Origin of the sequence: Brunnivagina elsteri CCALA 953 (assembly GCF_002289455.1) — a bacterium.
Taxonomy (GTDB): domain Bacteria; phylum Cyanobacteriota; class Cyanobacteriia; order Cyanobacteriales; family Nostocaceae; genus Brunnivagina; species Brunnivagina elsteri.
In genome coordinates, this window is the sequence record NZ_NTFS01000016.1 from 26,007 (window position 1) to 34,739 (window position 8,733).

Annotated in this window: 7 protein-coding genes; 4 read left to right on the top strand and 3 right to left on the bottom strand. The window is 35.5% G+C overall.

Annotated features, from left to right (window positions below):
* The first annotated feature begins 124 nt into the window (after nt 1-124).
* The 3 genes from CK510_RS02750 to CK510_RS02760 all read left to right on the top strand — a co-directional run bounded on the left by CK510_RS02750 (nt 125) and on the right by CK510_RS02760 (nt 3,123).
* Nucleotides 125-1,372, top strand: coding sequence for a phosphotransferase family protein (locus tag CK510_RS02750; RefSeq protein WP_095720236.1), 1,248 nt, complete (start codon nt 125-127; stop codon nt 1,370-1,372).
* A gap of 86 nt (nt 1,373-1,458) precedes the next feature.
* A complete protein-coding gene (locus CK510_RS02755) occupies nt 1,459-2,553 on the top strand; it encodes a T3SS effector HopA1 family protein (protein ID WP_095720237.1) in 1,095 nt (364 codons plus the stop codon).
* 162 nt (nt 2,554-2,715) lie between these two features.
* Nucleotides 2,716-3,123 (top strand): acyl-CoA thioesterase, encoded by a 408-nt coding sequence (locus CK510_RS02760; RefSeq protein ID WP_095720238.1) that lies wholly within the window; start codon nt 2,716-2,718, stop codon nt 3,121-3,123.
* A gap of 30 nt (nt 3,124-3,153) precedes the next feature.
* Here CK510_RS02760 and CK510_RS02765 read toward each other — a convergent pair whose 3' ends face one another.
* The 3 genes from CK510_RS02765 to menA form a co-directional block, all read right to left on the bottom strand.
* Nucleotides 3,154-4,563, bottom strand: coding sequence for a 2-succinylbenzoate--CoA ligase (locus CK510_RS02765; RefSeq protein WP_095720239.1), 1,410 nt, complete (start codon nt 4,561-4,563; stop codon nt 3,154-3,156).
* Nucleotides 4,564-4,580: 17 nt separating this feature from the next.
* Nucleotides 4,581-5,534 carry an o-succinylbenzoate synthase gene (locus CK510_RS02770; protein ID WP_095720240.1) on the bottom strand — a complete coding sequence of 318 codons (954 nt, stop codon included), beginning with the start codon at nt 5,532-5,534 and terminating at the stop codon, nt 4,581-4,583.
* A gap of 79 nt (nt 5,535-5,613) precedes the next feature.
* On the bottom strand, nt 5,614-6,513 hold the full coding sequence (gene menA, locus CK510_RS02775; RefSeq protein WP_095720241.1) for a 2-carboxy-1,4-naphthoquinone phytyltransferase: 900 nt from the start codon (nt 6,511-6,513) through the stop codon (nt 5,614-5,616).
* 437 nt (nt 6,514-6,950) lie between these two features.
* Here menA and CK510_RS02780 point away from each other — a divergent pair, with 437 nt between their 5' ends.
* Entirely contained in the window at nt 6,951-8,378 is a 1,428-nt protein-coding gene (locus tag CK510_RS02780; protein WP_095720242.1) for an isochorismate synthase, read from the top strand.
* Nucleotides 8,379-8,733: the final 355 nt, after the last annotated feature.

The window sequence follows — 8,733 nt, forward strand, 5'->3', positions numbered from 1 at the left end:
GATATTACTAGATAGTAGCGATCGCAAGTAATATTTGTGTGTGGTTACTGACTACCTAAAGATACAGAATCCGAACCTTTACCGAGAGAGCAGTTTAAAAAGCATACGAGCTAGGAAATAATACATGGTTTTTTCACTGTCTTCGCATAATGTTATCCAGTACCTGCAAGAAGCAGGGCTGTGTAGCTCTGAAGATGGCGCATCAGCAGATTCTGAATTACCTCAGAGTAGTAAAAATCTTAATATTCTTGTAACTCTGACTGGAAATCACCAGCTGCTGGTTAAACAGGAGCGCTGTCTTGGGATTGATAGTGGGGTTGATGGGATACCCCATGAATTGTTTAATGAATGGTTGTTACATCAATTGGTACAACGCTTTCCAGTGTTGGGAAATATTTCTGCCATGTCATCATCGGTAGTGTATTTCGATGAGGCAAATTCGATTTTGGTTCGTAATTACCTCAGTGAATACGAGGAATTAAGAAGTTTTTATGGGGATAGAGGTATTTTCCCAGAAGCAATAGCCACAGCAATCGGGAGTAGTTTGGCTGCGTTACATCGCACAACCTACAACTATAGGGAATATCGTAATTTTATGGCGACTGCTCCCCAGGGAGTGATTCGTTATCAATTTTTCAATCCAGCTCAGAGTATTGGTGCTGTTTCCCCAGAAATTTTTGGTGGTATTCCGACAGAAGCGTTAGAGTTTTATGTTCGTCATCAGCGCGACGAGAGTTTAGAAAGTGCGATCGCGGATTTAGCGTATGACTGGAATCCCTGCTGTTTAACGCACAATGACTTGAAATTAGAGAATATTCTCGTACATTCGCGCTGGCAACATCTAGATAATTGTTTGATTCGGTTAATTGACTGGGAAACGGCTTCCTGGGGAGAACCTGCATTTGATTTGGGTAATTTGATAGCCGATTATTTGCGAATTTGGCTGGAAAGTTTGGTTATGGATTCAACGCTGGAATTGAAAGAATCGCTGCATTTGGCAGTAGTTCCAGTGGAGATGGTTCAACCTTCGATTTTGGCATTGACTCGCGCTTATTTGAGTGCGTTTCCAATGATTTTAGAATACCGTCAAGACTTTATTTTGCGGGTAGTTCAATTTGCGGGGTTAGCGCTGATTAATCAACTTGAACAAAACCTCAAGTATAGTCAACACTTCGACAATGGGGGAATTCCAATGTTAGAGGTAGCCAAAACATTGGTAACAATGCCACAGCAATCGATAGAAACAGTATTTGGTGTAGCTGAATCCCAAATTATCGAACCAATGCAAAAAATTCACAAAATCCCCAAAACCGAACGCGAGCAAAACTTGCTGCGAATTTATTACGAAAAACCCCGTTTACGCGGATGTTGAACTTTTCTTTTTGGGCAATGAGAAAAGTAATGATTAAGTAATTATGTCCATTGCCCTATTTCCTATTCCCTATTTGTGTTCTCATAATGCTAGAAACTGCCGACAAGCTAATCGAGACGCTACAAAATATTGCTAGCGATATTCAAATTCAGGAAAATTTTTGCATTCGTCATCCCAATTATCAGCCTTTTGCTTTACCTGCCGATGTTGTGGCACGATTTGAACGCAATCCTCTACATTTACAGCAAAAATATCGCGCTTTATTATTACGAAATTTTATTTACGGGATTTATTTCAACGCATCACTAAGAAATAGTTTGACAAATTGTCCTTTGCGTGTATCAAGGATTTACACGCTCCACCACAATTTGGAGAATAATTCAATATTAGGAATAGATAAAGATTTTTATACAGAATTGCACGATCGCAATTGTGGTACGGGTTATTTTGATGGTGATTGGGAAGTATTGCGAAGGGAACCGGATGGGAGCGTTGCGGTAGTAAAAGCTGGTTTAACAATGTATGCTGAAAGCGACAAGCATCTTGTACCCGATGCACCAATTGCCAAAAGAGGCGATCGCATTGCGATAAAATTGCCCAAAAATCGCTTGCAGAATGGGTTTTACATTGCGATTAGTAATGCAGGGCAACAAAGACAAAATCGCGATCGTGATTTGGGATTAGGAAAAGTTTACTTTAATATCAGCAAAGAAGGTGCGATCGCATTAATGGATACCCTGACTTTAGAACTAAATGCGGTGGAAATTCCGTTTAGTTTCCAAGTTCTTTGTCATCCTGCTGCTTTTGGACGTTATGATTCCTGTGTACTTTGTTTTGAAAAGCAAGATTATTCAACTATCCGTCAAGTTTTACAAACCACTTATTTGTCGCATCAATCGCATTTTTCCAGCGAAACCCCGCTATTTACCAAATTATTAGCACCAGGATTAGGTTTAGCGGAAGAACCAAAGCAAAAATTTGTACAACAAGAAAGCTTTGGAATGAATCGCTGTCAAATAGTAGCTAATGCTTTAGCTGAAACTTGGCAAAAATATGGAAACTCAGTTGATGAAAGAATAGAAGCAGTTCAAGAGTATTTTATCAGATTTGGTATTGATTTACAACGTCCTTACTTAAACCCCAATTCTGAAGATATTTACACAGCTATCAGTCAAATTTAGTCAAATTTAGTCAAATTTTAACTTTTATTTATACCCCTGACTTCTTTAAGAAATCAGGGATATTATGTCAGAGATATGTCCAATAACTGCTAACCGTTATCAGGTTTAAAGTTTACTTTTAGACTATTTCAGTCTTAATCTTAACTTATAGTTATCACCAAAATGTCTTTTACATATTATCGCACAGTCCGATTTCAAGATACAGATTCAGCAGGAGTTGTCTATTTTGCCAATATTTTAAAGATTTGCCATGAAGCTTATGAGGAATCTTTAGAAGTATCTGGAATTAATCTCAAATATTTTTTTCTAAACCCAAAAATTGCTTATCCAATTATTCATGCAAATATTGATTTTTTCAAACCGATATATTGTGGAGATAAGCTAGAAGTTCAGTTAATACCGCAAAAGGTTACTAATGAAAAATTTGAAATTAGTTATGAAATTTTTATAGCTGATGTAATAGTTAGTAAAGCAATGACTCGACATGCTTCTATTGATATTGTAACCCGACAAAAAAGAGAAATATCTGATGAAATTGATAGATGGATTCAAGTATTAAATCAAAGGTAAAACAAAACTATTTTTTGGTTATCTATTGGATTATTTATTATTCATTAGATGCATTGCTATTTCATACAGTTTCTGATGATTGATTTTACCTTGCTGATTACGTGGTAATTCTGCAATGGGAATCCAATGTTTAGGAACTTTAAATTTACTCAGTTTGTATTTAAGAATAGTTTGAATTGCGAAAATAGAAGTACTTGAATATTTGGGAATATAAATAGCCGTAATTATTTGACCCCAATATTTATCTGGTACACCAATTATACATACATCAATTACCATTTCAGTCGCCCTAATTGCTGCTTCTATCTCTTTTGGATAAACATTTTCTCCACCAGTAATGATTTTTTCACTGTTACGACCAATAATATGTAAATATTCATTTTGATCGAAATAGCCAATATCATCTGTTAAAAAGTGTCCTAGAGACATATTAGTATATATTTTATCTATATTTTGATTATTTTCATGATAGTAACCAAGAGATAAAGAAGCAGATTTAATTTTAATTAGACCAATATTATTCGCAGGTAAAATATTATTTTTTTCGTCACAAATTATTACTTCTGCATGAGGTAAAACCTGACCACAGCCAACTTTCCCATTAAGAAAGTCATTAGGTTTAAGCGTCACAATTTGAGAAGCTGTTTCAGTCATGCCATAGGTTGGCGCTAATTTAATTTGATAGGATTTGGCTTTTTCTAATAACTCATTCCATGCAGCAGTACCACCCAAAAGTACTGTTTTAAATTCAGATAAATATTTAGTTAAAGATAAACTTTCTAACAGTCGCTGTAATTGAGTTGGAACTAAAGATATAAAAAAATCTGACTGATTTACCTTTGGTATTTCACCTAATTCAAGTTGACAAAAAGGTAAAATTACCAACTTTCCACCAGTCGAAAAACTCCGCATAAACTGCATTAAACCACTGACATGATATAACGGTAAAACGCAAACTGAATTAACTTTGTTGACTTGAAAATATTCTTTAAAACCCCGTACTGATGCTGTCAAAGTATCCCAGGTATGAACGGCAAATTTGATATCTCCTGAAGAACCACCAGTAGGAATCATGATAAGTGGGGAATGGGGAATAGAAGGAGACAAATAGCTTACTTGTCTTGCTTTGCCCGTTACCTCTTTCCCAAAAATAATATCTGGCTGTACTAAATTCAAAACTTGCTGCCATTCGTTTTCTCCCCAATCGGGATTACATAGGAAGACTTGGGATTTTGCCGCACAAGCAGCAAGAAAACCAGCAAGAAAATTTATATGATCGCGATCGCATATAATTACCTTAGTTTGCCTGATGTTCTTTTCACTCTCATAATCCAATATTTCTAAATATAATTTTTCAACTAACTGTCGAAATTGGTACTTGTCACAACCAAAAAGCCAATCATTAGCGAGATTATCAAAATCAGCAAACATTTCTATCATTGGTTAATTCCTAACTCCTAAATTTCCTCTTCTTGAAACCAATGATTAACACCAAAACCAACTGCTCGTTTATGGAGTGATAATTCATCAGCTAATCGAAGTGCAGCATTTCTACCAACATCAGTTTCAAATACTGACGAAAATACCGCATCAATTTGATACCTATGACAAAAATTACGCAACCGAGATAGTGAACCAATAATTCCCGGTTTAATCACAAAAACACCTTGCCAACCATCTTGATAGCAGGTTTCTAGATTGTGAAGTGTAGAGACAGACTCATCAAGAGCTATTTTCGTACTGTAACAATTACCAAGCTCTAACATTTCTGCAAATTGACTTGCTGGAAGTGGTTGTTCGATAAATTCAATATCTAAAGAATTATTCTTTGACATCATGCGATCGCAATTAAATAACCACAAATTAGCTGTTTCATAATTTAAACCTCCATTTGCGTCTAAGCGCAATTTTGTACCTTCGGGTAAAGCTTTTACAAGTAATTTAAAAATCGCTATTTCTTCCACAATTGGATGGACTGATATTTTCCATTTAAAAGTACGATATCCCTGATTCCATAGAGGTTTCCAAGCATCTAAGACTACAAAACCCGCAGGTAATAAAGCACTAAATTTAAAAGAATTAGAATTACTTTTATGCTCCATTTCTAATGCCAGATTAGCCATTTCCCATGCAGACTCAAAGCCAAATTGGCAAGCAGATAATTTATCAGGAATAGAAAAAATAAATTCTTCACTAACCTGTAATGGTAGCTGCTGACAAAATGCCAATGCTTGTTCTATAGTTTCGGAAGCAAACCAGGGGATAGGAGCAATTTCACCAGAACCAATATTACCTGTTTCGCTGACAAGATGAATAATAATGCCTTCACGAATATCCCAAATACCGTGATTAGTTTGCAAAGGACGAATAAATTCTCTTTTGTAGGGGCAGAAATTGAATTTATATTGCATGGGATGTTATTGGGTATTAGACATTAAAGATAGACTATTACCTATTAACTCTTAATTTCTAACTCCTAATTCCTAACTCCTAGTTAATTACAAACCCCAATCCAAATAACAAACAACACCAAAAATGTACAGCTACAGCGATGAATTTACAATTACTAACTTTATCGGGTTGATTATGATTTTGCTGAACATGACGGCATAATTTCACGGCAAACGGTAAGCTAACCCAACTTAATAATGTCCATATGGGGAAAAATCCCAAAACGACAAAAAGACTAGTGATAACGTAAATACTAGAAGTACTAAATATTAAAACATGCGAACCCCTTTCTGTACCAAGTCTGACAATCGGGGAAAGTTTACCTGCTATTAAATCATCTTTTACTTGATGAAAGTGCGAACAAAAGAGAATCAAACTAGTAGCAACACCAACAACAATTGAAGCAACTAAACTGGAAATTGACCAAGTTTGAGTTTGACTATAATAAGCTGCGCTGCAAGCTAAGGGACCAAATGCAAAAAAACAAAGTATTTCACCTAACCCCTTATATCCCAAACGAAATGGTGGTCCTTGATAAATATAACCCAAGACACAACACAGGGAAATTATCTCGATTACAGTTAGGTCTTGTTGCCACCAACTAATTGCCAGTATTCCCAGTAAACCCAATCCTAAACACAGATTTCCCAACCAATAGACTAATAATTTATTCCCAGTCAAATTTACTAATGAATGGTGTTTATTTTTATCTATTCCTGTTTCCGAATCGAATACATCATTACTTATATTTTCCCAGGCTAAAATTAGAATTGCAGCACTTATAAAAGTCAAAAAAATTATACTGCTAAAATTTTTATTTTCTGCATAAGCTACTGCCGTCCCTACCCAGATGGGCATAATAGCAACACTATACATTGGCGGTTTTATTGCCGCCATCCATAACTTTTTGTTGGGGTATGAAATTAGTTTTGTAGTCATCAGTCGCGATTGTTTATTTGCCTGCAATTGTGATGCTCAAAATTATGTTTAAAATATACTCAAAATTATGGTAAATATTTTATAATATTGACACACTTTGCAAGTATTTGGGGAATATTTTGCGAATACATCTATGATTTGTAACATATTTTTGTCACCTTTTTTTGGTTGCGATCGCACCTTTTTATGTAATGTTCTCCTAACATTGCGTTTCGTTAAGATTTACGTTCATCTATTGACTTAGTAGCTCTCAGCCTAATTACTCGACAAGTGGTGCAATTCTTTAGGAACAGGAGTCTGATATTTCCCAAAGCACCAAGGAAAGTAGCTATAACGCTAGCTATGGGGTGACAATTTATGTTACCTGTAGAAATATGACCACAATTTATGACCATGAAGGAAGATAACTTCAAAAAAATTTACTATTATTTAAATCCATGACAGTTTCTCAATGTCTCCCCGACTTTCTTGTATATAATAAGGAAATATACGAATTTCTTTTAGCTGTTCGGGAAAAATGCATTCGCAACAATTATACGAAAATAGCAAGTGTTTCACTTGAGATTAACTTAGTTGATCCTTTAGTTTTATTAGCAAAACTAGCTCAACAACATCAAGTAAGTTTCTATTGGGAGAATCAAGCAAATAAAGAGTCAATTGTTGCAATTGATGCAGTTGCTAAATTAGAAGTATCTGGGAAAGAAAGATTTGACAAAGCAGAAAAATTTATTAAAGATTGTTTAAGTAATATTGTTGAATTTGGATGGGATAAAGTCGAATTTTCGCAACCACATTTTTATTGTGGTTTTGGTTTTTTTGAAGACAACTTACAACAAGATTATCCCTTCGCAGCTAGTACTATTTTTTTACCAAGTTGGCAAGTCGCAGTTAAAGATAAACGCTGTCGGTTGGTTGCAAACTTAGTAGTTAATGCCGATACAAATATTAATGTAATCCTGCAAGTATTATGGACAAAAATAGAAATTATTCAATCTTTAGCATATTATTCATCCAATACTGCGTCTACTTATGACAACTCGCAAAGAAGATTTAATAAGGAGTCGATCGCAAACCCAGAAAAGTTCAAAAATTCTGTGAAATCGGCACTAAAATCAATTGAAAGCAACCGTTTTAGTAAAATCGTATTAGCTGATATTCTTGATATCCGTTCCGCAACTATATTTAACTTATTTAAATCATTACATAATCTGCGGCAACTTCATCCCAACTGCTGTATATTTTCCATTAGTAACGGCAAAGGGCAAAACTTTATCGGGGCAAGTCCAGAAAGACTGATTAGCATCCATAAACAGCAGTTAATCACCGATGCTTTAGCTGGAAGTGCCCCACGGGGAAAAACCCCCCAAGAAGATTCGGCAAATGCAAACCTTTTATTAAACAGTGAGAAAGAAAGACATGAGCATTCGCTAGTCATTGATTTTATTACACAACAGTTATCAAAATTGGGTTTATTGCCGCAAATTCTAGCACCACGCTTGCGACAATTGTCAAATATTCAACATTTATGGACACCAATTCAAGCTACTGTTCCCAGCAACGTACATCCATTACAAATTGTCGCCCAACTTCATCCTACACCTGCTGTTGCAGGTTGCGATCGCGATTTAGCTTGTGCTGAAATTCGACGTTATGAAAGCTTTGAAAGAGGTTTATATGCAGCACCTTTAGGATGGGTAGATGCTTCAGGGAACTGCGAATTTATTGTCGGAATTCGTTCGGCATTAATCGATGGTGATAAAGCACGTTTGTATGCAGGTGCTGGTATTGTTGCAGGTTCCGATCCTAATAAAGAATTGGCAGAAATTCAACTCAAATTTCAAGCATTACTTAAAGCATTAATTTAAATTATTTGTTACTGGTTACTGGTTAATAGTTCATAGTTATTGGTTATTGATGACTTCTAATTCTTAACCCCTAAGTTATAATTCCTAACTCAAAACTTCTAACCAAACTATTAATCATCAGATTGAGTGGTTGGTTCAACAACTATATCAATGGGAGCAGGTTGATCTACAGGATTTGCGGACATAATCGAGTCGAGAACCCAATCATAACCATCACTGCTATCATCACTATTTGTCTAAACTATTATTTCGCCTAATTTGGGACTAAACGTAACTGTCTAGGTAGGTTTAGGTAAATATCCGAAATCTTGAAACCTATAGTTTATAAGAGTTTCAATCCTTTTTGCCTAAGATG